This window comes from Helicobacter anseris (assembly GCF_003364335.1).
Classification (GTDB): domain Bacteria; phylum Campylobacterota; class Campylobacteria; order Campylobacterales; family Helicobacteraceae; genus Helicobacter_H; species Helicobacter_H anseris.
This window is the reverse complement of the sequence record NZ_NXLX01000023.1, coordinates 1-22,823: the sequence shown is the minus strand read 5'-3', so window position 1 is coordinate 22,823 and position 22,823 is coordinate 1. Positions and strand designations below refer to the sequence as shown.

The following is a 22,823-nucleotide window of genomic DNA, read 5'->3' as shown; positions in this document are numbered from 1 at the left end:
ACCCACCTCACAGCAACAACAAACCCATCAAATCCAAGTAGAGCTCTTCCATCTCAAAAAATCCATCATAGAAAATTGTCTCTTTGGAGTAGATATCAATCCAAACTCTTGTGAAATCACAAAGCTAAGACTTTGGATAGAGCTTCTTAAATACAGCTATTATCTCTTTGATGATAAAGGTGAAAATACCAATGCTCTAGAAACCCTCCCAAACATCGACATCAATATCAAGTGTGGAAACTCATTGATTTCACGATTTAGATTAGATGATAAGCTAAATATAATAAATATTAAAAAATTGATTAGGGAATATAAAGAATTGGTTTTTGTCTATAAAAATCCTGATCCAATTTTTGGAATCAGCAAAAAAGATTTAGAACACAAGATCAAGCAAATTAAAGAATCCTTTACATTAACACTTAAAGATTCCAAAACTAGACAAAAATTAGAGAAAGCTATTGGAAAACATTTTGAGATTTATGGTAGATTTGCCTTAGAGGATAGGAGTTTATTTGAGGGATTGCAATTAACAGAGGGTAATCTCTTGGAGATAGATTTGAACTTAAATCCAAAAGAAAAAGAGAAAGCCTTTATCTCCTATGGCAAGATAAGAGCCCTTAGGGAAAAGCTTGATTCTGCCCTAAGTGGAGAGGAGTATAAAAATGCATTTGAGTGGAGGTTTGAGTTTCCTGAGGTGTTAGATGAGGAGGGGAACTTCAAAGGGTTTGATTGTATCATCGGAAATCCCCCTTATATCCGAATCCAAGGGCTTGATAGAGCAACCTCAAAGCAATATCAAAAGACATTTTCAACAGCAAGTCAAAATTATGATATTTATGTGCTTTTTGTAGAACAATGTCTTAAGCTTCTTGCTCCAAAAGCCAAAATCGCTTTTATTATGCCTCACAAATGGCTAAATTCTCTCTTTGGTGTAGGGTTAAGAGAGCTTGCAAAAGACAAGATTAGCAAAGTCATCTCTTTTGGACATTATCAAATCTTTGATGCTTCTACATATACAGCCTTGCAATGGTTTGAAAAAGAGAGTAGGGAAGTGAGCTTTATCCAAGCTCCCCAAGAGATAAATTCAAGCCAAGAAATGAGTGAATTTCTAACCCAACTCACCCCAAGTGATTTTCTTGTCTTCCCCACAAATTCCCTTTCCTCCTCTCCGTGGTATTTTGGAGGAGATCTCTCGCAAAATCTTTTTTCAAAAGTCACTTCACACGCCCCACTCAAAGAGATTTTTTCAAAGATGTTTCAAGGCATCGCTACAAGTAAAGACAGCGTCTATTTTCTCTATGATTGCCAAGAGGGAGAGACTACAACAAAGGGATATTCTCAAGAGCTAGAGTGCAATGTGGAAATTGAAAATGATTTGCTTAAGCCTTTGCTTATGGGAGATAGCTTCCATCGCTATGATACCCCTAGCACTGAACTTAGAGTGCTATTCCCCTACTATCAAGGAGAAGATTCTAAAGGCAATGCAAAAATGTATCTCTACGATGAATCCACGCTCAAAGAAAGATTTCCCAAAGGCTATGCTTATCTTAAAAAATGTGAAAAAGTGCTAAGAGCAAGAGAAAATGGAAGGTTAGAGAATGATGAGTTATGGTGGAGATATATTTATCCCAAAAATCAACTTTTGTTTGGCAGAGAAAAACTCCTTTGTCCTGATTTTTGTGAGAAAATGCAATTTACTTGGGATAAGCAAGGGGAGTTTTATTTCACAACAACCATTTATGGCTATATCAAAAATGAGAATTTTGAGAATCTAGATTATAGATTTTTGCTTGCAGTGCTTAATTCAGAGCTGACTTGGTGGTATATGACACAAGTTGCCTCTGTAATGCGTGGAGGATATTATAGAAATAAGCCTGCCTATATGCAAGATTTCAGTATCCCCAACCTCTCACCCAAAGAGCAAAAGCCCTTTATAAAATTAGTAGATCAGATTCTAAAAGCAAAAGAACAAAACCCCAAAGCCGATACCCAAGAGCTAGAACAAGAAATCGACTCCCTAGTCTATACCCTCTATGGCTTAAGCGACGATGAAATCCAAATTATAAAGGGTGAATAGTGGTTATATCAATACAAGAATTGAGACAATATTTATCTAATGTTGCTGATAATACACAAAGCTTTAAATCTTTTTTAAAGAATTTAAAATCTTCTAATATTAAAATTTTTAAGGATAATCAAGGTTGCGAAATTATTAAAGTTAATGAAGAAGTCTATCTTGATTTTTCTTCTAATGTTTTTGATAAATTTAATGCTTTTGATTTCTCAAATATTATTTTTCTTCAAAAAGTTACAATTAATAATAAAAACAATACGACTTTTATCTTTAGAAATACTAAGCTAGAGAATGGATTTATTCTTTATGACTGCAAAGAAATCACCTTGTTTCTTAATGAAGAAAATATCTTTAATGGAAGGATTAGTATTTCAAGTAGTGAATTTAAAAGTATTAATATAAACTCTGATTTAAAAGGTGGAGGAGAGATAATTTTTAGAGGTTGTAGTTTTAGAGATTTTAATATTTCAGGATATAAAAAAATAAATATTGATAATGAATTGTTTTTAGAGTCTTGTATATTTGATGGCAAAGCTAATTTTACGAATTTTGAGTTTAACAATCAGATTAGTTTTAAAATGAGTAAATTTGAAAATAATGTATATTTTAATAATTCTATTTTTAAAGATTTTGCAGATTTTCACGAATGTGAATTTAAAAATAATGCTTGTTTTTATGGAGTAACTTTTGAAAAAACTCCAAATTTTTCTCAAGCATTATTTAAAGACAATCTAAATATGGTGAATACTAAAATGTCTTTTGACTTTGAAAATGCAAGAGAAATAATTAAGAAAACAGAAAAAGATTTTAATTCCAAAATAATGGATAAAAAAAAGCCTTTAGACAAATTTGCTAATGATTTTAGAGATAGCTTTAGAATTTTCAAAAATGCTCTCTCCAAAGAGGGCAATATTCTTGACTCTTCAAATTATCATAAAGTAGAGCTATATTGCAAAGAGATAGAGCTAGATTCTAAACCTAACAAAACGCTACAAGATAAAATAGACAAATGGCAATTATGGTTTTATCGTAAGACTTCAGAACATCATACCGATTTATTGAAAATTATCGCTTGGGTGATTATTGCTATCGGAAGTTTTGGATTTTTGTTTTTTTTATTAAAGTGTTTTCAAGATATATCTATCATCTCACAATTAAATCCTTATGGCATTGCATTAAGTTTCGTAGGAGTTATAAGTCTTTGGATATCTTGGAGTATAGGGTATATTCATAGACTTTCTTTATTTGCAGGAATTGGGCTTATTTTTACTTTATGGATTGCTTGTTATAAGCCTATTTTGATTTTTGGAGCGATAAATCTCATAGATAAAACCACTCGCTCAGGATTTGAAAATTTCCTCTTAGTCCTCTATACTATAGTGATGATTCTCTTGCTTTTCTCCCTCCAAAAAACCGCACGCAAAAACTCCATCATCCCAAGCTAAAGCAAGGTAAGAATAAAAAGGTTTTACTGAATTGATTCTCAAGTCATAAGGAATATATTTTGCATGTTAAAATAACATAAAAATTTGTCTCAGGAAAATCAATGATAAAAGATATAAAAATCAAAAATTTTAGAGGATTGCAAGATTTAGAAATTCAAGATTTTGAAAGATTTAATATTTTTGTAGGAGAAAATAGCTGTGGCAAAACAAGTATTTTAGAAGCCATATTTGTTTGTTATGGTGCAGAAGAAGCTATTGATTTGATAAAGATTCAAAATTCTCGCCAAACAACTATTTTGCCTACCAATATAACTTCTATTTTTTATAACTTTGATTTTTTAAAGCCTATCAAATTTTATTCAAATAATGATTTTGGAAAAATTGAAGTTGAAGTTTTGCCAAAAGCTGAAGGAGATATTTTTTCTCAAAAAGAATTTAGTTATGCTTCTATGCTCGAACAAAAAATACATGGATTAAGGCTAACGAGAAAAAGAGATGATACAACTTCTATTTCACATTTTAAGGTGTTGCTAGATGGCAAAATTGAGGACGTGACTAGGGGCAATACGCCTTCTCCTATTCTTGCAATTTTTCTTTCAAGTGATATTGAAAAATGGGGATTAAAATATTTTATTGATATTGTGAGAAAAGAAAAAAAGAGAGATGAGCTTGTAAAATATCTTAAGCTTTTTGATGAAAGAGTTTCGGATATTGAAGTTCAAGAAAATAGTGTTTTGATCAATCTTGAGGGAATCTCAAAACTAATCAATATCAATTTTTTGGGCGAAGGATTTAAAAAATATACCACCATTATTGCCTTAATGCTAGTTGCAAATCAGTGGCATACACATTTTTGTATTTGTATTGATGAAATAGAAAATGGATTGCATTTCTCGAGCATTCAAAAGCTTCTTACTAGTATTCTTAAGCTTTCAGAGCAAATTGATTTTCAATTCTTTTTCACCACGCATAGTCTTGAGTTTTTGGATATTTCACGCAGGATATTAGGAAAAAAAAGCAAGGTTTTCAAAGTAGCTTCTACTAAAGAAGGGACAAAAACTTATCCATACTCTCAAGAGGGAGAATCCTACTTTACACTCGATAGAATCGACCCTAGAGGAGGAGGGCAATGAATATTAAAATTTTTGTAGAAGGCAAACACGACAAAGAATTTTTAGAAGTGTATTTAAAATATTTGGGAATTTTAAATACAGAGATAATGGTATGTAATGGTAATACCATTGATATAAACATACATTCAAATATCCAAGAGGCAAAAGATAAACAACAAAAAGTTTTTGTTGTTTTTGATTGTGATAAGAGCTACGAAGAGACATTTAAGCGACTTATTGATGAGAGTAGGGGATTGTTATGCAGAGATGAGATTTTTTTATTTCCCAATAATTCGCAAAGTGGAGAGCTTGAAACACTCCTATTTACTATAGCAAAAGAACCTCAGATTTATGAATGTTTTAAGAGATATAAAGATTGTATTGCTCTTCATAATCCCTCTTATGCTAAAAATATTCAAAAGAAATCCGCAAGATTTGCTTATTTTGAAGCACTTGGATTATTAGGAGAAAAAAAGGATGAGGAGAGAAAAAAAGCCTATGTTAATATTTTTGATTTTGACTCAGCTTATCTTGATTCTCTTAGAAGCTTTTTATTACAAAAATTATCAAATGCTTAAAACTCCATCATCCCAAGCTAAGTAAGATGGAGTATATCTTGCTAAAAGATGTATTTGTAGCTTAGGAAAGCTTCCCAGTATTCATAAAGATAAGAGTATTTGTAATCATATTTGACTTGATATTTACCATTTTCCATCCCTCCATCAAAATATTGTGATGTTTCAGTGGGTGCTGCCAATGGATATTTAAACAAAAATTCTATGCGGTGATGTTTTTTAAATGATGTACTTATCCCCATTCTTAAAATCATCCTATTTAAAAAAGCCTTATTGCTTACAGAATACTCTCTTCCATCAATCACGCGTCCGATTTTTACCTCTTGTATGGGTAGGTGCAAGATATTTGCAAATTCTCCACCCACTAAAGCACCAATACTAAAATTTTCTGAAGCAAAAATATTTGCAATTCCATCAGCATTTGCTCCAAAAGTTAAAGAATTGACATTAGCTAATTTACCCTTTAAAAATCCATAGCCAGCATACACACCCCATCTGATACCAAGATAGTCTTTGAGGAAAAAATGCTCAGTTCCTAAGATAATATTACTTGTGATACCATTTTGATTTTCGATGATTGTTTCATCAATACTTGGGATATTAGCACCTAATTCGTCTTTATAAAGATACATTGTGCCTTTTGTATAGCCAGTTTCTGTGCCTATATAAAATCTCGCAAAAAGTATATTTGAGAGCAAAAAAATGCCAAATGTGATAAATAAAAAACGATTTTTCATTTTTCTAAATTTCTCCATTTTGTAAATGTTAGGGATTTTACAATAAAACTTATGGATTTTAGAATACAACTTGATTTATGTTAGAATCCTCTATGACTAAACTATGAAGGATTTGAGATGATAATCGCAGCCAATTTTAAATCAAATTTGACATTGCAAAAGATAAAAAATTATTTTAGTGTTTTGGATTCTTTTGTAAATGGCAATGATGATGTATATGTATTTCCTCCATTTTTTGCTATGCAAGAAAAAGCAAAAAATTTTCATATAGGTGTCCAAAATGCTTATTGTGAGTTTAATGGAGCTTTTAGCGGTGAAATCACTTTGGAGAGTTTGAATGATTTTGGGATTAAAAATATCTTGATAGGTCATAGTGAAAGGCGTAATATTTTTGGCGAGAATCAAGAGCTTTGTGCAAGAAAGTTTGATTTTTTTGCACAAAATAATTTTAGTATTTTTTACTGCATAGGTGAGAGCTTAGAGACAAGGAAAAAAGGAAAGAGTGCTATTGAGGACTTTTTATCTTCTCAGTTTGATAGGATTGATGTGGATTATGAGAAATTGATAGTCGCTTATGAGCCTGTATGGGCTATTGGCACAGGGGTGAGTGCAAAAATTGAAGAGATTGAAGAAACGCATAATTTCTTAAGGACTTTGACAAAACGACCTTTATTGTATGGTGGAAGTGTGCAATTACAAAATATCTCTGATATTTTAAAAATCAAAAATGTAGATGGTGCATTGATAGGCAGTGCTTCCTTAGATGTAGAAAATTTCAAAAAAATGATAGAAGTTGCAAGGGGTAAAAAATGAAACTCAATGAAATCTTATTAAAAGTTGGCGTAAAAACAGAGCTTTTGAGTGATTTTGAGCTTGAGGGGATTGCCCCTCTTGATAAGGCAAGTGCTAAACAAATAAGCTATGTGGATCAGACACAATATCTCAAAGATTTGGAAGGCTCTCAAGCAGGAGCTGTTTTGATAAGAGAGGCTCATAAAGAAAAAGTCCCAAATCATATTCAAGCAATCATTGTGGAAAATCCCCATCTTGTTTTTGCAAAAATTTCTCATTTTTTCAAAAAGCCAGAATTTAGCGGGGTAGGGGCTGATGCACAATGCGGAAATGATGTAAAAATTATGCCAAATGCAGTAATGGGAAAAAATGTTTTCATAGGCGATGGGACAGAGATTATGGCAGGAGTGGTGATTAGTGATGGGGTTAAGATTGGTAAGAATTGCAAGATTTATCCTAATGTAGTGATTTATCGTGATAGTTGTATTGGTGATAATGTTATTATTCACGCTGGGAGCGTGATTGGGAGTGATGGGTTTGGATATGCACATACCAAAGATGGAGAGCATATAAAAATCGAGCATAATGGTTGTGTGATAATCGAAGATGATGTAGAAATAGGTGCTAATACCACGATTGATCGTGCAGTATTTGGAGAAACTAGAATCAAAAAAGGTGTAAAAATTGATAACCTTGTGCAAATAGGACATAATTGTATCATCGGAGAGCATAGTATCATCGTATCTCAAGTGGGTATCGCAGGCTCAACAACAACAGGTAGAAATGTCATTATGGGGGGTCAAGCAGGGACAGGAGGACATATACATATCGGTGATTTTGTAATGGTTGCTGGTAGAGGTGCAGTAGGAAAAAATCTACCTCCTCATACAAAATGGGGCGGACATCCTTTAATGGAGCTTGATGAATGGATGAAATTTTATGTCAGCCTTAGAAGAATGCTAAAAAAACAAAAGGTCAATGATGAAAACAAATAGATTATCCCATTTGTTTCTTAGAACACTTTATTTTTTAGTATTTTTGAGTTTTATTTTTGTTGTTGCACGTATTTGTTTTATTTTGTATATAGGGGTTTATCATAAGGCATTATTTGTATTAGATAGCACTAGTCAAGCTCAAAATATTTTTTTGCAGATATTGCAGACATTGTGGGGAGGGTTTTTATACGATAATAGAATCGTAGCAATTTTTGGAATCTTGTATTTTCTTATTAGTTTGTGCAGTCTTTGGAAGGATGGTTTTTTAAAGGCACAAAAGTATTTTGCATATTTTACTTTTTTGCTGATTATTTTTTTTAGCATAGCTAATATGACTTACTACACAATATATGATGATGTGTTTAATTTTATTTTGCTTGGATTGTTTTTTGATGATACAAAAGCCATAATGGCAACAGGTTTGAGCGGAGATTATTTTTTAAGTGTAAAGATAGTTTTTCTTATAGCACTTTTTGTTTTGACAAAGTATCTTTATGATTTTGGTATTAAAAAAATTGATGAAAAATCACAATGTAAAAATATAAAACTAATCAATTGGCTTTGTGTGCCTTGCTTGGCATTTTTGATGATTTTCTTTGCTAATTCTACTTTATCACTTAGGGCAACATCTTTGGATAGAGAAGTTAGGATTGTTCAAAATGACTTTTTAAGAAAAATTACACCAAGTGTTTTTCGAAGCCTCTATCTAGTCTATAAGGGGTATAAACTAAGCTATAAATCAAGTTTTGCAAGCTTTACGACATCCACTCCTAAAGAAGCGGCTATCAACTTTTTTGGTTTAAAAGATTCTAAAAATCAAGATTTAGATTTATCAAAACTTTTAGAAAAAACTTCCTCAAATTCAAAAGAATCTCCAAAAATCCAGCATATTTTTTACATCATTTCAGAATCTCTAGGGACTTGGGCTTTTGATCCTTTTTATGATGAAATAGGGTTGGTGAGTGGTTTAAAAAGTTTGGTGGATAATAAAAATGGCTTTATGATAAAGACTTTTTTTGAAACTGCTCATGGAACAATTTGGAGTTTAGAATCTCAAATCACAGGATTATTTTATACAAATGTCCCACTTTATTTAAGAGCTTCTTCATTGAAAGCAATGCCTGTGGCAATCGCACACAATATCAAACAAGATGGATATCTCACAAGATTTTATTATGGAGGCTCTAGCACTTGGAGAAATCTCAATAACTTCAGCAAATCTCAAGGGTTTGATGAGGTTTTAGATGATTCAGATTTTAGCTATTTTGCAAATTTAAGGCATTATCCAAAACCTATGTCTAATGTATGGGGAGTTTGGGATAATATTATGTTTGATTTTATCGAAGATTATACTGCTAAAAATTCTCAAAAAACTTTTAATATGATTATGACAACTACAAATCACCCACCCTTTGATTTGCCATTGGAGCAATTTCATATTGACATAAAAAAATTTGATGATTTTTTTGCAAAAAAACTTCCAAATACTTTTTGGAAACCTCAAGATTTAGCCGTGCTATGGTGGTATGACAAACAAGTAACTACTTTTATAAAGAAAATGGCAAAAAAATATCCAAATTCTTTATTTGTTATCACAGGAGATCATAGCAATAGAGCACCTAAAGATATGAGTTTTAGAAGCTATCGTGAAGTCCCTATGATTCTGTATTCACCCGTATTAAGTCCTAAGAAAATTAGCGATGTAGGATCGCATTTGGATATAGGTGCGACGATATTGGAGCTAGTAAGCCCAAAAGGTTTTGTTTATAGAAGTTTTGGCAAGCCTCTTTTTACAAATAATCTAAAGATTCCATTTGATAAAGATAGGAGTTTTATAGGATTTGAGGTAGTGGGGACACATCGATATCTTTATACCACTCAAGATGAGATGATATACCTACAAATGCCAAAAAAAGATACAGATTTACAAGAAGCAAGAGAATTGATGCAAAAGGCTCAAGATGCTAAGGCTCTAAGCTGGTATTTGTTTAGCAAAGATGATTTATTGATAAAAGAATGAGAAATTAGCCTGTATTTCTCATTCCTTGAGCGATACCCACGATGGTGCTATGGATTTCTTCCATTAGCTTTTCTTTTTGTTGAGGATATGTAGTTTGGTGATATCTTTTTATAAGCTCTATTTGTATGAGATTTAGGGCACTTACTGGTGTTTTTCTCATAAAGATAGATTCTCTAATCTCAGATTGTGTGTCTAATAGAGTGTTTTCATTTCTTATAAAAAGCATCAAATCCATAGTCCTTTTGTATTCATCTTCTATGAGATTCCAAATAGTAGTTTGCAATTTTTCATCTTCTACAAAAGCATTGTAAAGTTTTGCAATATTTAAATCTACTTTTAAAAATGCTTGTGATATGTTGTCTAAAGTAGCTCTGAAAAAATCTGATTCCAAATAGCATTGACGCAACAAATTTTTATCTTTTATCGCTTGAAGACCACTTCCTAGTCCATACCAAGCAGGTATGATACTGCGATTTTGAGTCCAAGCAAATACCCAAGGGATAGCTCTTAGATCCTCTACTTTTTGTGTATCTTTTCTTTTGCTAGGGCGAGAACCTAAATTGAGTTGTTGGATAAAATCAATAGGTGTGGCTTGCTTGAAATAATCAATAAATCCTTGAGTTTCATATACAAGATGTCTATAAGTTTGATAGGATTTTTCTGAAATAAGCCGAATATGTTTTGTATTATCTTTTTGAGAAATATAAAAGTTTTGATTTTGGCAATATGCATCATAACAAGATTTTCTTAGTAATGCACTTAGTGTGTTTGCTAGGTTAAAATGCGCACTTATAGGGCTTAGATATTTTGAGCTAATCATCTCGCCTTGTTCTGTTACTTTTAAAAGTCCAGATACACTTTTTGGCGGTGAAGCTAAAAGTGCAGAATCCAAAGTTCCACCACCACGACTTACACTTCCACCTTTTCCATGGAAGAGTAAAAATTTAATTCCCAATGTTTCCCCAAGCTCAATGAGACTAGAAATTGCACTATAAAGATTATAGTTACTTGCAAAAATTCCCCCATCTTTACTAGAATCAGAATAACCCACCATAATTTCTTGCGTGCAGTTGCAATCTTTAAGATAGGTAGCATAGTGTTTATTTTCACTCAAAGTGGCGATGATTTCTTTTGCACATTGTAAATCTTGAATAGTTTCAAATAGAGGTGTAATTGCAATTGATGCTTTTTCATTTGGAATCCAAAGTTTTGTTTGTTTTGCAAACCAAAGTATGCATAATAAATCACTCGCATCTGTTGTCATTGAGAGGATAAAAGAGCGAATGATATTTTCACTTAGATTTTTTTTACCCCATTGGATTGATGAAAAAATCTCAATAACATTGCATGTTTCTTGACTAAGATCTTGTATAAAAGAAAAAAGATTTAAGAGAGGAAGATCTAGGGCTTGATTTAATACTTCAATTTTTTTAGTAGGTTGTAGATTCTTAAAATTATTGCAAATATTAAGCAAGGAAAATATCTCATCAATAGCATCTTGAAAAACACTTTTATGCTCTCTAAAATCAAGTTTTAAAAGATAAAAATCTCCCAATAAAACTAAATTTCTAAGTTCATTTAATCCTTTTGCACAAGTTGGGGTGAGATTTTTTATAAGTAAATCAATATCTTCTAGCAATTCTGATGCTTTGGTATAGACAAAATCTTCTTTCCAATTTGTATTGATTCCAATAAGGCGATTTTGTAGCTTTTTTTTCATCAAAAAAAGTTTTGCTCTAAAGGGTTCTTTTTTGTAGAGTTTTTTACCCTCTAAACTTAAATAATCCTCATATTTTTGAATGCTTTGTGTAAGGTCTGCTGATATATCACAAGAATCTTTGCTAATTGCAAGTTCTCTAATAAGCAAATCAATTTTTTTAATATAAAGATTGATGATTAGCTTATGCTGTGTTTTCATCACTTGCATCATAAGCTCATTGCTTACAAATGGGTTTCCATCTCTATCTCCACCAATCCAGCTTCCAAGCTCTATGGGGGATTTTTGCAGTGGTTTTTGCAAAAGCTGTGTTAAGACTTCTAATGCATTTTGAGCGCTACTGAGAATAGTTGTTTCAACAATATACAAAAGATTATCTAGTTCAAATAATACTTCAAGTTTTTCACTACGCACCAAGCTAGTTTGCCACAATAAATGCAATCTATAATTGATAAGATCAATCCTATCATCTTCATTGAGATCAAAAATTTTATGTAGATTTTTATCTATTGCATAGTGTGCTTCTAGGAATGTTCTGCGTCTTGATTCTGTGGGATGGGCTGTAAAAACAGGATAAAACTTCATTGTTTCTAATATTTTTTGGATATCTTTGGGATTAAAGCCCTCTTGGATTAAATCATTATAAGTTTGTTTGATTTTTTCTAAGGGTTTAGCAGTTTTGATATTAAAACGCTCTTCTATAATATTTAGCAAGATATTATAAAGAGAAAAAGCTTTAATCACCTCAAGAGTTTTGTTATTTGCAATGATGTTTTGTAGAGATTCTTGAGTGGATTTTTTATTTTCTAAAATCTCTATCAATGAAGAAAAAAATTCAGCACAAGTTTTGTCGGTATTTTTTAGCATTTCTATCATAATATCAAAGATAAATTGCTTTTCTTGCTGGAAGTTATGCATGTTTGAGCCTCTTGGTTTTTTTAACCTTAGCATTATATAATAATCACTAAAAAAGGAAATAAACTTGCGACTTGATTTTTTGCATAATTATCCTTGTAATCAAAAAGAAAATATATTTTTAGGAACTATTGATTACCCCAATCCTTCAATTTTTATCCCAAAAGAAAATATTAAAACAAAAGTAGAAAGTGTTTTTAATGCTGATTTTTCCACAAGCTTTGGTTGTGATTTTTGGGGTTTTCTGGGAATTTTAAATTTTTTTTCTCATTTTAAAATTGCCTATTGTATTGCAAATCATCAGCAGTTGGTGACAGGGGCTAAGTCTTTAGGGCTTTATGAGCTAAAGCTTTGCAAAAATACAGGAATGCTAGATTTTTCTTCGCTAAAAGAAGCAGTTGCAAATAAATGCAGAGTATTTGTTATTCCAAGTATCAATCAAGATATTTTTAGTATCAATGATATTGAAAATATCTTTGAGTTTTTAAAACAAAAGCTTGAAGATTTTGTTTTGATTGTAGATATAAGCTTAAGTGTAAGTTTGGGGATGAGACCAAAGATTTGGGATGAAAGAATTGTTTTTTTATTAAATGGGGAGGCTTTAGGGCTTAGTAGAAATAATGGTATTTTATTATCAAAAAAATCTTTTGATATCCCATTTGTCTTAGCACAAAGTGGGTTGTATGAGAGTTTTATGAGAGCTTTAGAAAATCAAGAAAAAATAAAACTCTTTGATAAAAAAAGATTTTTTGCACTTTTAAAAGAGGAGTTAAAAGAAGACATCGGGTTGTTTGTGGCATTAAAATATGGGGCACCTAATACTTTGGCGTTAAGATTCTTTGGTATCAAAGCACGCTTAATGTTGCAAGATCTTTTTATAAAAGGTGTTTATGGGGTAAATGGACAAGAATGCCTTTTTGGGCTTTTTCAGCCTTCTTATGTTTTGCAAGCTATGGGATACACACAAACACAATCTAGAGAATTACTTTCTGTGAGTATTAAGGATTTGTCAAATGAAGATTTTATTATCCAAGCTCTTTGCTCTAGCTATAAGCAAATCAAAATGCTTGGATGTTAGAAATTATGCACTTTTTGCAATAAAAGTCGCAAGAGGTGCTTTAAAGCTAAAGTTTGGATAATCTAGCAGAGATAGTGCTACTTGCCCAGCTGTTTTATTATCGTGATTAAAGATAATTGGTGCTAAAAAATTTACCAAAGATTCTTCTAAATTTTTTTGCAATACCATCACGCAATAAACTTCAACTTTTGAATTTTTATCTAAAGAGAGTAAGAGTTCGATGTGTTTTGGAATATCAAATGAGTATTCTCTCAATGCATAGGGATTTACTAAAAATATTTCAAATTGTTGTGATTTATTGCTAATTTTTGCAAAAAGATCATCAATTTTTTCAAAATTTATTTCTTGAATATTTTCAAATCCTAGAATCGGTGATTTTAGAATATAGGACATATTAGCTCCTTATAATTTGTTATACTTTTGACAAAGCAAAACTTATGCCAAAAAATAAAAATCTAAGGGAATTTAATTATATGGATAGCAATTATTTAAAAGATTCAGAGATTTATCAAATTTGTTTAGATCGTGGTTATTTTGAAGTTGATGGAAATAAAAAAATACAAAATGGAGAGAATTTTTGCATTATGATGCCTCCGCCAAATGTTACAGGCGTATTACATATAGGGCACGCACTCACTTTTAGTTTGCAAGATATCATTGTTCGTTATAAAAGAATGCGTGGCTATAAAACACTTTATCAACCAGGTCTTGATCATGCGGGTATTGCAACACAAAATGTTGTAGAAAAACAATTGCTAGCCAAAAACATTAAAAAAGAAGATTTGGGCAGGGAAGAATTTATCAAAAAAGTATGGGAGTGGAAAGAAGAGAGTGGAGGTAAGATACTCCAACAAATGCATTCATTAGGAATCACTCCTGCTTGGAATCGCTTAAGATTTACAATGGATAAAGGATTAGAAAATGCTGTGCGGGAAGCATTTGTAAAATGGTATGAACAAGGTTTGATTGTTCAGGGGGATTATATGGTAAATTGGTGCACCCATGATGGTGCTTTATCAGATATTGAAGTAGAATATGAGGAAAGTCATTCAAAACTTTATTATCTTAAGTATTTTTTAGAAGATTGTGCAGAATATATCATTGTAGCTACAACAAGACCAGAAACTTATTTTGGAGATACTGCTGTAATGGTGCATCCTGATGATGAGAGATACAAGCATCTTATTGGAAAAAAAGTAAAATTACCCTTGCTTGATAGAAGTATTCCTATTATTGGTGATATGCATGTGGATATGGATTTTGGGACAGGTTGTGTAAAAGTAACCCCAGCACATGATACTAATGATTATGAAGTGGGGCAAAGACATAATCTTGAAAGTATAGTAGTATTTGATTCTTCTGGAATCTTAAATCAAAATGCGGGTAGATTTGCAGGTATAGAAAGATTAGAAGCAAGAGATGAGATAGTATCGCAATTGCAGAAAAATGGTTTTGTGGAAAAAATAGAAGATTATACAAATCAAGTGGGCAAGTGTTATAGATGTGGCAATATTGTAGAGCCTTATATTTCAAAACAATGGTTTGTAAAAGCAGAAGTTGCTAAAAAAGCAATTGAAAAAGTCAATGATTCTTTGATGCATTTTTATCCTAAAGAATGGAAGAATAATTACAATGCTTGGATGCGAGATTTAAGGGATTGGTGTATTAGTAGGCAATTATGGTGGGGGCATAGAATTCCTGTGTGGTATTGCAAAGATTGCGGTTTTAAATTTGCAAGTAAAAATGAACAAGAATGTGCTTGTTTGCAATGCAAGAGTGATAACATTTATCAAGATAATGATGTTTTAGATACTTGGTTTAGTTCTGGTTTATGGGCATTTAGCACATTGGGATGGGCAAATGGTAATTGGGAAGAGGGAAATAAATATCATCAGAGTGATTTAAAAGATTTTTATCCAAATACCTTATTGATTACAGGATTTGATATTTTATTTTTTTGGGTAGCAAGAATGGTATTTAGTGGCGAATCTTTGTTGGGAGAACTTCCTTTTAAAGATGTCTATCTTCATGCTTTGGTGCGAGATGAATTTGGTCAAAAAATGAGTAAAAGTAAGGGGAATGTGATTGATCCACTAGATATGATTAGTAAATATGGAGCGGATAATTTACGCTTTAGTCTTGCTTTGCTTTGTGCACAAGGAAGAGATATAAAACTCTCTATTAGCAAGCTTGATAATACACAAGCTTTTTTGATTAAACTAGAGAATGCTATAAAGTTTTTAGAGCTTTATGCAAAACAACAAAATGTAAATTTTGTAAGCTTTGAAGATAAGAGTGAAATTTCTTGTTATCAAAGCAATTTGGGAAAATATATCAAATCTCGTTTTAATGCTCTTTGTGTAAAAGTGCAAGAAGAATTGGAATCTTATAGGTTTAATGATGCGGCTTTGAGTATTTATTCATTTTTGTGGTTTGAATTTTGTGACTGGGGAATTGAACTTGCAAAGGTTGAAAAAGAATCTGTATTTGAGTTAGGAAGTATTTTTAAAGATGCGATGAAATTATTACATCCTTTTATGCCATTTGTTACAGAACGCCTCTGGCATCAATTAAATGGTAGTAGTTTGTGTGATATAGATTCTATAATGATTAGCAAATATCCTGATGATATAAAAAGAGATTTGGATATAGAAAAACAATTTGAAGTAATTAAAGATTGTATCGTTTCTGTGCGTAGGGTTAAGACTTTACTAGATTTGGGTGATAAGAGTATCGATCAAGTGATGTTAAAGGTAAATACTCCTATCAACACACAACTCTTGGCTCAATTTGTTTGCAAATGTGCTAAGAGCAAAGAAGTGATTATTGTAGATTCTAAACCAGAAAAATCAGTCGTTGATGTTGGGGATTTTTGTGAAAGTTTTTTGAGTTTAGAAGATATTGATTTAAGTGCTGTGATTAAGCGTCTTAAATCTCAAGAGGAAAAACTAAGCAAGGAGATCCAAAAATTAGAGGGTATGTTACAAAATAAAAATTTTATTGCAAATGCACCTCAAGAAGTAATTTTTAATAATCAAGAGGGCTTAAAAAATGCTAAAGAAAAACTCCAAAAAGTTCAAGAAGAGCTAAAACTTTTTTCCTAAATATCAAAAGATATTTTATAGAGTGTAAAAATAAATAGCTGTGCAATTATGTTAAAATAACGACCCTTACGCTTACCCCTAGTATTGAATTTGTTGCTGATGCGTTTAGTGAAAATACAAGACTTATTATCACAGCATTTGACTATGATGGCAATCAAAAACAAAATATAGAATTTCCTGGGCAATGGGCGTGGATGCAGTTAATGCAATATGCGCAAGCTCAAGGAGACAAATACAAAATTCTCTTTAATAAAAATTCAAAGTTTTATTTTGATTTTGTAATAGTAAGTGGAAAAAATTCAGTTGATAGGGCAATGACTATACTTCCTTATCTTGAGCTTCCTCAAAATATCCTAAAATAAAGGAGAGTAAGAATGAAGGAAGTTTATTTAAAGGTTATGAATATACAAGGTATTGAGGCAAAATGCTCCCCTTTTCATATTTTTAATGAGCATGGTGGTAGTATTGGAAGTGGTAGTGATAATTTTTGGGTAATTAATGATAAGAAAAGTCAAATACAAAATATTCACGCACAGATCAATTTTGAAGAAGGGGTGTTTGGAATAAAACCATACGAAAAAGAATGCAAGATTTTTCTTAATGATTCCTTTTCAGCTTTACCTTATTCTTATGAAACCCAAATAATTGTAGGGGATTTTTTAAAAATTGGGGAATTAAAAATAAAGATAATGAGCAAAGAGGAATTTACTCAAGAACAAAATAAGACTCATTCTCTTGCAGAACTCGGAGAACTTGTTCCTTACGATGAGCTTGATAATAATGATAATTTTACTAAAGGTGTTGTAGAAGACTTTAATCCTCTTGAAGAAGAGAAGTTTGATTTATTACAAGAAGATGATGATATTTTAGGATTAAATAAATTAGAGGATGTGACACCTTCATTTCCTATCACCAATAAGGATTATTTTGTAAGTTATAAAAATATACAAGAGATGATTTATAAAAAGACCAAAGAACTTCAAGAGCAATTCAAAACAGCTCAAAACCTTAATTTCAATCAAAATAAGCTTAAAATGTTGGATTTAGAATCAAGGATAAAACATTTTTCATTGATTGAGGATAGGGAGATTTTAAATCTTATTATCCTCTCTCTCCTTTGCGAATCCTTGCAAAATCCTATATTAGAAGGACTTCATCCTGATTTTTTTGAAAAGAGCATTTCAGAAATTATTGAGGATTGCATCAATGGAAATAGTGATTTACTAAAAAATGCACTTCTAAGTATTCTTTCCTTGCGATCTGAAGATAAAGTGGATGAAGTTAGATAAAACACCAAATTTGAGGGCAACTATATCAAACGCATTGCTTTTATGCAAGACTGATTGCTTTTTTGTGGCTTTAGAGTTTTCTATCTTCGCTTGCTTTAGAGATTCGCTCGAAGAAAGCGAGAATTTGATAGAGAATGCAAAGTATTCTTTTGCTCCTTATATTAGGTGGTATCAAGAGGATTTAAGCAAAGAGTTAGAGAGATGCAAAAATCTAAGCAAGGCAGAGTTTGAAAAGCTTGATGTGGTTTTAATCATTGTTTATCTCATCTAATGGTGAAGATGATGAATATGGGATAGAAAAAGTTGTTATAGAAAGTATGAGAGTAGCTCAAGCAAAAATGAAAGTTGCAACAAAAATACTAGAAGAAGAAATTAGTGTTAATCCTCAATCCACCTCTTATATTATCAATAACTCAAAGCGTTATCAAAACATTCTAGTTTTTCAGGATTTTCTGAAAACTCAAATCCAAAAAGACATTTTAGATACAAACAACCTAAAACAAGCCTCATTCTTCAGACTTAGAACCTATCTTGTCTTTATTGGTTTTTATTATTCTATCTTTCTTTGTGGAGACACTGAGACTTCTACTCCACTTTACTTTGGAAAGCTTGATAGTGAAGGAAGGTTTGAATCTCTCTCCTACATATTCTTTGATTGATTTAGGAGGAGGAAAAACTCATCTGAAAGTCTTTTTAGATAATCAATCTCTTTTTCTCTATAACTATTCTTTAAGTGAAAATTCTTTAGGCATAAAGCTAGAGTGTAAAAGCAAAGGTGTGCCTTTAATCTTAGAATCTGATTTAGCTAACTCTTCTATCACTGGATGTCCTAATCCCCCACTCTCAGGAGGACCTTGCACTAAGATTGCACTCATTCCTCCTCTAGCTTTATCATTTTATACTAGAGAATTTTTAAGTTAAAATATAGCAAAAAGGAGTGTATTGTGATTTTTTTTCTTACTTGTTATTGTTGTTCCTATATGCTTAATGCTTTTGAACTATGTCTTAGTTTCTCAAAAAAAGAGAGGTTTTGGGGTGGTTTGGGTGGAGTTGTTTAACTATAGGGATATATTTTGGCTTCTTAATGGAATCTCTCTGCGTTTTCTTAATCCTGCCTATTATGTGTTTAAGTATCAATGCACTCAACTTCCACAGCCCAAGATTTACAATCAGGATTATTGGGAATTAAGTTTTTTTCAGAATTATCCACTTGAATATGATGAAAACAAACAGAGATTTTATTATTCTGCAAAATTAGACAAAAAACTTTATGTAATTGGTTGGAATAACAAAATAGCCTCACAAACGACAAAGTGGGGAGTTACAAAAAAAGAGGTGGATAGATACTATGACAACATTCTTTATGCTACAACAACAACTTACGCTTACCCCTACCACACCTTAGGGCTAGGTTGGGGATCTCGCAATGGTTTTGAGTTTGGCTTCAAAGAAAAAGAGATAACCTGTTATGATTTGGATCAAAAATGATACACGACATTAAAGAAGCAGATTTACCACTCCTTCAAAGATTTTATGATATGGCAAATTGTGCTGATGCAAGTTATGCTCTAGGGATTAAAACAAGATAAAAGTAAAGAAAGTGAAAAAGACAATGAAAGTAATAGGAATCTTAGTTTTAGCATTTATCTTACTATGGCTATGGAATCAGGGAGTTTTTAGACACTTTATGCCAAGCTATATCAAAGAAAAAAAATTGAGTGAAAAATATGGAGGAGTATATGTCTTTTATCCTGAGTTTAGAGAAGAGATAAAGAAAAGAGAGAGGGAGAGAAGAGAATATATGGATAAATATCTTGGTGAGGAAATAAAGATAGGGGATAAGTCTCAATTTGTGGATTTTACCTATGTTAATTCTATTCTCCCCCAAACCCTCTCTAATGGGTGTAAATACCATAATCAAGCTTTTGGACCTTATGATTCACTCTTTGATTCCTATTATGAAAAGATTAAAGAATTTGTAGGAGAAGAAGTATATAAAAAACTCAAACCTTCTTTAGTTATTACAAGTTTTTATCGTTGTGAAGATGGAAGTGAAGGATTGATTACTCTATGGACTGATATTGGAACTACTTATAAAAAGTTTGGAATCTTTGGAGATGAAGGAGCAGGTTTTTCTCTCACTAAAACTGAAGAAATAGGCATAGGAGGTTCTAATACCTTTGAGCTTGTAGATGGTAAGTTTGTAAAAGTAGATAAAAAATATGAGGGGTGGAGATGAATCCTAAAGAACTTATAGTAAAAATCAAAGAATATGCAGATATAGCTGATGCAAGTTATGCTTTGCTTCATTATATAGAAGAGAATGATGAGCCAGAGAGTTGGTTTGATGAAAAACTCAATCTTAAAAATCTTCTTATAAAAAGTTAGATAAAATACGAGCCAAATTTTTTAAGCAAAAGGATTTTTATGCAAGCTCTCTTCAAACGAATTCTAAACTCAATACGACTAGGTTTTCCTCAAATGCTAAAATCATTTGCCTTTAAACCATTGATACCCATTGGGCGATTTGATTACACTATTCATTTTTTTCTTTTTACATTACTCCAAACTCTTATTTCTATACCTTTTATTATTTGGATAACACTTGCGTATATGAGAAATTCTATGATCGAATTGTTTATTTTGATTTGTATTTGGGCTGTTTTGTTTCTTTTCCCTGCATTTAGAATCACAATGAGCAGAATGCTTGATCTTAGAATGCACTTCAACGACTCTACCACCCTATTTTTCACTCCAAAAAAAATGCTACTTTCTTTTGGGATTTGCTTTGTGATATCGCTGATTGTTGGTTATTTTGGAATAAAAATAGACTATTTTGACTTCTATCCTTTTGATACATTATTTTTATCTTTTAAATTATTCTTATCTATCACCCTCTCTTTAGCATTTATTACAAGCAATATTCTTGGCATATCCCTTTGCTTCCCAGCAAAGACTTTTAATCTTTTTGAGAATGTTGGCTTTTCCACCAAAACAAAAGAGTTTCTATTCTTTGCCTCTCTTGGCATACTATTTATTTTTGTTGTATTTTATACCCTAATCTACAACCCTATTGGAATCTTATTTGCAGGCATTATTACCTTTGTCTTGTGTTTTATTGCAATGAGGCAAAATTTTTATGCTGGTTTCTTATTTCTTCTATTATCTTTAAGCCTTTTACTCGATTTTGTCGATTTCTTGCAAAATTCTCGATTTCTTAATCTCTCCTATATAATGATACAAACGTCGTTTTTTATTGCTCTTATTTTACTAACTTGCAGGAAAAATTTCTTTCTCACTCTTATTGTAATTCTTGGATACACTCATCTTATCAATATTGCCTATTGGGGATTTTTGATTTATCTTTATTTTTTGTTGATTGCCGATTTTTTTGATTTCAAGAGTAAAAAAGGGCTTTTATATTCAAGTTTATGGGCTATATGTGTCTCAGGAGCATTTATATTTATCATTCCACTGCTCAATCCTCCATCTTGGCTAAACTCTATCCCCAAACTAACCCTTTTTGCTTGTTCTATCATCTCATCTATGGGAATCATCTTTCTCAATTGCAAACTAAAAAATCAAGCAAAGTCTCAACTTGTTGCTCTTGTTTGTGTAAGCATTCTTTTGTATATCCTTAATATTTTTTCAATTGATGCGGGAGATTTTTGGACAATCTTCATTGTCCTATTTTTTTGGATTATCTCAAATGATCAGCAAATCTCAAGCGCCTACAAACTAGCAATCTGCTCCCTCTTTATCATTATTCTTTTTCCCTTACCCACAATATTTTCACAATCCCTACTATCAAATCTTTTCTATTTTCTCCCATTTTGCTCTATTGTGATTTTGACTTATCTAGCCTACAAAATCAAATTTACTTTTAGAATCGTATTTCTTGCCTATATACCTTGTGCTTTTATAGTATCGGTCATTGCAAGTAGATACTACTCTATATTCCCAACCCTCCTCAAAGCCAACTTGTTTTTTAATGCCGTTGTTCTTGCCCTAATTTGCTATCTCCTCTACAAGCACAGAGATTCTTTCAATCCAAATCTAACCCTCAAATCAACAACTCTCTAAATTAAGGAGAGCTGTTGATAAATAAAAATCAAGTGAGTTTTTTTTGTTTTTAAAAAACACTCCTGGTTTTACAACTATTGCAATCAAAAATACAAAAGGAAGTGTATCGCGTTTGGTTCTTACTTATTATTATCGTTCCTATATACTTAATATTTGTAAGCTATGCCTTGGTTTTTAAGAAAAAAAAGGAAAAAGACAATGAAAGTAATAGGAATCTTAGTTTTAGCATTTATCTTACTATGGCTATGGAATCAGGGAGTTTTTAGACACTTTATGCCAAGCTATATCAAAGAAAAAAAATTGAGTGAAAAATATGGAGGAGTATATGTCTTTTATCCTGAGTTTAGAGAAGAGATAAAGAAAAGAGAGAGGGAGAGAAGAGAATATATGGATAAATATCTTGGTGAGGAAATAAAGATAGGGGATAAGTCTCAATTTGTGGATTTTACCTATGTTAATTCTATTCTCCCCCAAACCCTCTCTAATGGGTGTAAATACCATAATCAAGCTTTTGGACCTTATGATTCACTCTTTGATTCCTATTATGAAAAGATTAAAGAATTTGTAGGAGAAGAAGTATATAAAAAACTCAAACCTTCTTTAGTTATTACAAGTTTTTATCGTTGTGAAGATGGAAGTGAAGGATTGATTACTCTATGGACTGATATTGGAACTACTTATAAAAAGTTTGGAATCTTTGGAGATGAAGGAGCAGGTTTTTCTCTCACTAAAACTGAAGAAATAGGCATAGGAGGTTCTAATACCTTTGAGCTTGTAGATGGTAAGTTTGTAAAAGTAGATAAAAAATATGAGGGGTGGAGATGAATCCTAAAGAACTTATAGTAAAAATCAAAGAATAGGAAGATATAGCTGATGCAAGTTATGCT

General features: G+C 31.7%; 22 protein-coding genes. 18 read left to right on the top strand and 4 right to left on the bottom strand.

Translation table 11 applies throughout. From position 1 onward, the window contains the following. The 4 genes from CQA57_RS07345 to CQA57_RS07330 all read left to right on the top strand — a co-directional run. The coding region (locus CQA57_RS07345) for an Eco57I restriction-modification methylase domain-containing protein (protein ID WP_147288364.1) at positions 1-2,077 on the top strand (2,077 nt) is incomplete at its 5' end. Then, positions 2,077-3,519 carry a pentapeptide repeat-containing protein gene (locus CQA57_RS07340; RefSeq protein ID WP_170126857.1) on the top strand — a complete coding sequence of 481 codons (1,443 nt, stop codon included), beginning with the start codon at positions 2,077-2,079 and terminating at the stop codon, positions 3,517-3,519. The genes CQA57_RS07345 and CQA57_RS07340, both read left to right, overlap by 1 nt. Before the next feature lie 101 nt (positions 3,520-3,620). Next, the gene (locus tag CQA57_RS07335) at positions 3,621-4,652 is read left to right on the top strand and encodes an AAA family ATPase (protein ID WP_115579592.1); all 1,032 of its coding nucleotides are present in this window, start codon (positions 3,621-3,623) and stop codon (positions 4,650-4,652) included. Beyond that, positions 4,649-5,209, top strand: a complete 561-nt coding sequence (locus tag CQA57_RS07330; RefSeq protein ID WP_115579591.1) for a DUF3226 domain-containing protein — start codon at positions 4,649-4,651, stop codon at positions 5,207-5,209. Before CQA57_RS07335 ends, CQA57_RS07330 begins: the two co-directional genes overlap by 4 nt. 41 nt (positions 5,210-5,250) lie before the next feature. Here the strand turns inward: CQA57_RS07330 and CQA57_RS07325 are convergent, their stop codons facing one another. Then, on the bottom strand, positions 5,251-5,943 hold the full coding sequence (locus tag CQA57_RS07325; protein WP_170126856.1) for an outer membrane beta-barrel protein: 693 nt from the start codon (positions 5,941-5,943) through the stop codon (positions 5,251-5,253). Between the two features lie 117 nt (positions 5,944-6,060). Between CQA57_RS07325 and CQA57_RS07320 the strand changes: the two genes are divergently transcribed. Genes CQA57_RS07320 through CQA57_RS07310 form a run of 3 tightly spaced genes read left to right on the top strand, consistent with a single transcriptional unit; the run spans position 6,061 to position 9,750 of the window. Then, positions 6,061-6,756: a triose-phosphate isomerase gene (locus CQA57_RS07320; RefSeq protein WP_115579589.1), complete on the top strand. Its 696-nt coding sequence runs from the start codon at positions 6,061-6,063 to the stop codon at positions 6,754-6,756. Continuing rightward, positions 6,753-7,730, top strand: a complete 978-nt coding sequence (gene lpxD, locus CQA57_RS07315; RefSeq protein ID WP_115579588.1) for a UDP-3-O-(3-hydroxymyristoyl)glucosamine N-acyltransferase — start codon at positions 6,753-6,755, stop codon at positions 7,728-7,730. The genes CQA57_RS07320 and lpxD overlap by 4 nt, the downstream gene beginning before the upstream one ends. Continuing rightward, positions 7,717-9,750 carry an LTA synthase family protein gene (locus tag CQA57_RS07310; RefSeq protein WP_170126855.1) on the top strand — a complete coding sequence of 678 codons (2,034 nt, stop codon included), beginning with the start codon at positions 7,717-7,719 and terminating at the stop codon, positions 9,748-9,750. The genes lpxD and CQA57_RS07310 overlap by 14 nt, the downstream gene beginning before the upstream one ends. Positions 9,751-9,754: 4 nt before the next feature. Here the strand turns inward: CQA57_RS07310 and CQA57_RS07305 are convergent, their stop codons facing one another. Continuing rightward, the gene (locus CQA57_RS07305; RefSeq protein WP_115579586.1) at positions 9,755-12,385 is read right to left on the bottom strand and encodes a phosphoenolpyruvate carboxylase; all 2,631 of its coding nucleotides are present in this window, start codon (positions 12,383-12,385) and stop codon (positions 9,755-9,757) included. A 64-nt stretch (positions 12,386-12,449) separates the two neighbouring features. On the opposite strand from CQA57_RS07305, the gene CQA57_RS07300 reads away from it, so the two are divergent. Then, positions 12,450-13,460 (top strand): hypothetical protein, encoded by a 1,011-nt coding sequence (locus CQA57_RS07300; protein ID WP_115579585.1) that lies wholly within the window; start codon positions 12,450-12,452, stop codon positions 13,458-13,460. 3 nt (positions 13,461-13,463) lie between these two features. Here the strand turns inward: CQA57_RS07300 and fliW are convergent, their stop codons facing one another. Continuing rightward, positions 13,464-13,853 (bottom strand): flagellar assembly protein FliW, encoded by a 390-nt coding sequence (fliW, locus tag CQA57_RS07295; RefSeq protein ID WP_115579584.1) that lies wholly within the window; start codon positions 13,851-13,853, stop codon positions 13,464-13,466. 44 nt (positions 13,854-13,897) lie between these two features. Here fliW and CQA57_RS07290 point away from each other — a divergent pair, with 44 nt between their 5' ends. The 5 genes from CQA57_RS07290 (at position 13,898) to CQA57_RS07275 (ending at position 18,512) form a co-directional block, all read left to right on the top strand. Further along, a complete protein-coding gene (locus tag CQA57_RS07290) occupies positions 13,898-16,564 on the top strand; it encodes a valine--tRNA ligase (RefSeq protein ID WP_115579583.1) in 2,667 nt (888 codons plus the stop codon). Between the two features lie 203 nt (positions 16,565-16,767). Next, positions 16,768-16,926, top strand: coding sequence for a hypothetical protein (locus tag CQA57_RS08185; protein WP_170126854.1), 159 nt, complete (start codon positions 16,768-16,770; stop codon positions 16,924-16,926). Between the two features lie 12 nt (positions 16,927-16,938). Next, entirely contained in the window at positions 16,939-17,853 is a 915-nt protein-coding gene (locus CQA57_RS07285; protein WP_115579582.1) for an FHA domain-containing protein, read from the top strand. Beyond that, on the top strand, positions 17,840-18,124 hold the full coding sequence (locus CQA57_RS07280; RefSeq protein WP_115579581.1) for a hypothetical protein: 285 nt from the start codon (positions 17,840-17,842) through the stop codon (positions 18,122-18,124). Before CQA57_RS07285 ends, CQA57_RS07280 begins: the two co-directional genes overlap by 14 nt. Then, positions 18,108-18,512: a hypothetical protein gene (locus CQA57_RS07275; protein WP_115579580.1), complete on the top strand. Its 405-nt coding sequence runs from the start codon at positions 18,108-18,110 to the stop codon at positions 18,510-18,512. Before CQA57_RS07280 ends, CQA57_RS07275 begins: the two co-directional genes overlap by 17 nt. 63 nt (positions 18,513-18,575) lie before the next feature. Here the strand turns inward: CQA57_RS07275 and CQA57_RS08180 are convergent, their stop codons facing one another. Beyond that, positions 18,576-18,728: a hypothetical protein gene (locus CQA57_RS08180; protein WP_170126853.1), complete on the bottom strand. Its 153-nt coding sequence runs from the start codon at positions 18,726-18,728 to the stop codon at positions 18,576-18,578. Between the two features lie 169 nt (positions 18,729-18,897). Between CQA57_RS08180 and CQA57_RS07265 the strand changes: the two genes are divergently transcribed. The 5 genes from CQA57_RS07265 (at position 18,898) to CQA57_RS07245 (ending at position 22,761) form a co-directional block, all read left to right on the top strand. After that, positions 18,898-19,341, top strand: coding sequence for a hypothetical protein (locus tag CQA57_RS07265; protein WP_147288362.1), 444 nt, complete (start codon positions 18,898-18,900; stop codon positions 19,339-19,341). Positions 19,342-19,465: 124 nt separating this feature from the next. Further along, the gene (locus CQA57_RS07260) at positions 19,466-20,092 is read left to right on the top strand and encodes a hypothetical protein (RefSeq protein ID WP_115579574.1); all 627 of its coding nucleotides are present in this window, start codon (positions 19,466-19,468) and stop codon (positions 20,090-20,092) included. Next, on the top strand, positions 20,089-20,241 hold the full coding sequence (locus tag CQA57_RS07255) for a diadenosine tetraphosphate hydrolase (RefSeq protein WP_115579576.1): 153 nt from the start codon (positions 20,089-20,091) through the stop codon (positions 20,239-20,241). Before CQA57_RS07260 ends, CQA57_RS07255 begins: the two co-directional genes overlap by 4 nt. A gap of 39 nt (positions 20,242-20,280) precedes the next feature. Next, positions 20,281-21,936 (top strand): hypothetical protein, encoded by a 1,656-nt coding sequence (locus tag CQA57_RS07250; RefSeq protein WP_115579575.1) that lies wholly within the window; start codon positions 20,281-20,283, stop codon positions 21,934-21,936. 198 nt (positions 21,937-22,134) lie between these two features. Further along, positions 22,135-22,761 (top strand): hypothetical protein, encoded by a 627-nt coding sequence (locus tag CQA57_RS07245; RefSeq protein WP_115579574.1) that lies wholly within the window; start codon positions 22,135-22,137, stop codon positions 22,759-22,761. The last annotated feature ends 62 nt before the right edge of the window (positions 22,762-22,823 follow it).

Excerpts from the sequence above, each read along its gene's own strand:
- CQA57_RS07310 (WP_170126855.1), top strand. The coding sequence starts at position 7,717 with ATGAAAACAAATAGATTATCCCATTTGTTTCTTAGAACACTTTATTTT.
- CQA57_RS07250 (WP_115579575.1), top strand. The coding sequence starts at position 20,281 with ATGCAAGCTCTCTTCAAACGAATTCTAAACTCAATACGACTAGGTTTT.
- CQA57_RS07330 (WP_115579591.1), top strand. The coding sequence starts at position 4,649 with ATGAATATTAAAATTTTTGTAGAAGGCAAACACGACAAAGAATTTTTA.
- lpxD (WP_115579588.1), top strand. The coding sequence starts at position 6,753 with ATGAAACTCAATGAAATCTTATTAAAAGTTGGCGTAAAAACAGAGCTT.
- CQA57_RS08180 (WP_170126853.1), bottom strand. The coding sequence starts at position 18,728 with ATGAGTGCAATCTTAGTGCAAGGTCCTCCTGAGAGTGGGGGATTAGGA.
- CQA57_RS08185 (WP_170126854.1), top strand. The coding sequence starts at position 16,768 with ATGCAATATGCGCAAGCTCAAGGAGACAAATACAAAATTCTCTTTAAT.
- CQA57_RS07320 (WP_115579589.1), top strand. The coding sequence starts at position 6,061 with ATGATAATCGCAGCCAATTTTAAATCAAATTTGACATTGCAAAAGATA.
- CQA57_RS07245 (WP_115579574.1), top strand. The coding sequence starts at position 22,135 with ATGAAAGTAATAGGAATCTTAGTTTTAGCATTTATCTTACTATGGCTA.
- CQA57_RS07280 (WP_115579581.1), top strand. The coding sequence starts at position 17,840 with ATGAAGTTAGATAAAACACCAAATTTGAGGGCAACTATATCAAACGCA.
- fliW (WP_115579584.1), bottom strand. The coding sequence starts at position 13,853 with ATGTCCTATATTCTAAAATCACCGATTCTAGGATTTGAAAATATTCAA.
- CQA57_RS07260 (WP_115579574.1), top strand. The coding sequence starts at position 19,466 with ATGAAAGTAATAGGAATCTTAGTTTTAGCATTTATCTTACTATGGCTA.
- CQA57_RS07335 (WP_115579592.1), top strand. The coding sequence starts at position 3,621 with ATGATAAAAGATATAAAAATCAAAAATTTTAGAGGATTGCAAGATTTA.
- CQA57_RS07285 (WP_115579582.1), top strand. The coding sequence starts at position 16,939 with ATGAAGGAAGTTTATTTAAAGGTTATGAATATACAAGGTATTGAGGCA.
- CQA57_RS07290 (WP_115579583.1), top strand. The coding sequence starts at position 13,898 with ATGCCAAAAAATAAAAATCTAAGGGAATTTAATTATATGGATAGCAAT.
- CQA57_RS07325 (WP_170126856.1), bottom strand. The coding sequence starts at position 5,943 with ATGAAAAATCGTTTTTTATTTATCACATTTGGCATTTTTTTGCTCTCA.
- CQA57_RS07255 (WP_115579576.1), top strand. The coding sequence starts at position 20,089 with ATGAATCCTAAAGAACTTATAGTAAAAATCAAAGAATATGCAGATATA.
- CQA57_RS07305 (WP_115579586.1), bottom strand. The coding sequence starts at position 12,385 with ATGCATAACTTCCAGCAAGAAAAGCAATTTATCTTTGATATTATGATA.